The sequence below is a fragment of the Nonomuraea sp. NPDC050153 genome, from assembly GCF_044460125.1.
Taxonomy (GTDB): Bacteria; Actinomycetota; Actinomycetes; order Streptosporangiales; family Streptosporangiaceae; genus Nonomuraea.
The window spans coordinates 1-1,471 of record NZ_JBITJQ010000097.1; the positions used below are offsets into that span (position 1 = coordinate 1).

The 1,471-nt window shown below is 67.2% G+C and carries 1 protein-coding gene; it reads right to left on the minus strand.

Annotated elements, in window-relative coordinates:
- Window positions 1-143: 143 nt before the first annotated feature.
- A complete protein-coding gene (locus tag ACIBQ1_RS61840) occupies window positions 144-1,370 on the minus strand; it encodes a serine hydrolase domain-containing protein (protein ID WP_397292890.1) in 1,227 nt (408 codons plus the stop codon).
- Window positions 1,371-1,471 lie beyond the last annotated feature (101 nt).

A 1,471-nucleotide genomic window follows, 5' to 3' on the forward strand; every position in this document is an offset into this window, starting at 1 on the left:
ACCAGGGAAAGCACAGCCGACCGGGAAACCGGCGGAAGAAAGGCCCTGGGCCCTACCGTCAGACATCATCACCTCGTCTGCTCCCGACCCGACTTGAATCTGTTCTCGAGTTCGATCGAACGGACGAGGGCGCGGGCTTGGTATCAGTCGATGGCCTGGTAGAGGGTGGTCCAGAAGTCGTTCATCAGGTGCGCCGGGTTCGGGACGGTGTAGCCGAGTTGGCAGAGCAGGATGCCGGTGAGCTGGTTGGCCGGGTCGGCGTAGGCGGAGGTGCCGCTGCCGCCGTCCCAGCCGAACTGGCCGATGGGGGTGTAGTCGCCGCGGTAGGTGCGTACCGCCATGCCGATGCCCCAGCCGCCTTGCTGGCCTTGGCCGAAGGAGATGTGGACGTTGCTGGTGGCCAGGGCGGTGCGGGCGGCGTTCTGCTCGGGGGTGAGCCGGTTGGTGGTCATCAGTTCGACGGCCGGTCGGGACAGGATCTGCTTGCCGTTGTGGATGCCGCCGTTGAGCAGCATCTGGAAGTAGGCGTGGTAGTCGTCGGCGGTGGATACGAGCCCGCCGCCGCCGCCCTGGAACGCCGGAGGCGTGCTCCACCGTCCGCCCTTGGGCTCGTCCCAGGCGAGGAACTCGCCGGTCTGCGGGTCGGGGGCATACAGGGTGGGCAGCCGGTCAATCTGGTCGGCGGGCACGTGGAAGCCGGTGTCCTTCATGCCGAGGGGCTCGAAGATGCGCTCGCGCAGGAACTCCTCGAACGACTGGCCGGTGACCCGGGCGACAAGCACGCCGACCAGGTCGCTGCTGATGTGGTACTGCCACTGCTGGCCGGGCTGGTACATCAGCGGCAGCTCGCCCAGGCGGCGCATCCACTCGTCCGGCTCGGGCACCTCCACCGGCAGGTTGGGCGTGAGGCCCTGCTCGAAGACCGCGTTCATGATCGGTTTGCCCAGCGCCGTGAAGTCTATGCCGAGCCCGAAGGTGGAGGTCAGCACGTCGCGGACGGTGATCGGCCGGCGCGCTGGCACGGTGTCGTCCAGCGGGGCGTCGGGCCGCGTCAGCACCTGACGGTTGGCCAGTTCGGGCAGCCACTCATCGACCACATCGTCCAGCCGCAGCCGGCACTCATCCAGCAGCACCATCGCCGCGGCGATCGAGACCGGCTTGGAGGTGGAGGCCATGCGGAAGATCGTGTCCCGGCGCATCGGCGCGCCACCGTCGTGCTGCATCGTGCCTAGCGCTTCCACATGCGTGTGGCCGCCCCGGCTGACCAGGGCCACCAGGCCGGGGATCTTGCCGGAGTCGACATGCCGGGCCAGCACCTCGCGCAGTCTGCGCAGACCCGTCGCGGAAAAGCCGCTGCTGGTGTTTCCCATGATCAATCTCCTGTGCGTCCAGTAGTGATTGGTGGTTGATCGATATGGATGGTTGACGACTGATCCGAAAGCTCGTCGTCGCTTGCCGGTGTAAGTCCGGT

Excerpts from the sequence above, each read along its gene's own strand:
- ACIBQ1_RS61840 (WP_397292890.1), bottom strand. The coding sequence starts at position 1,370 with ATGGGAAACACCAGCAGCGGCTTTTCCGCGACGGGTCTGCGCAGACTG.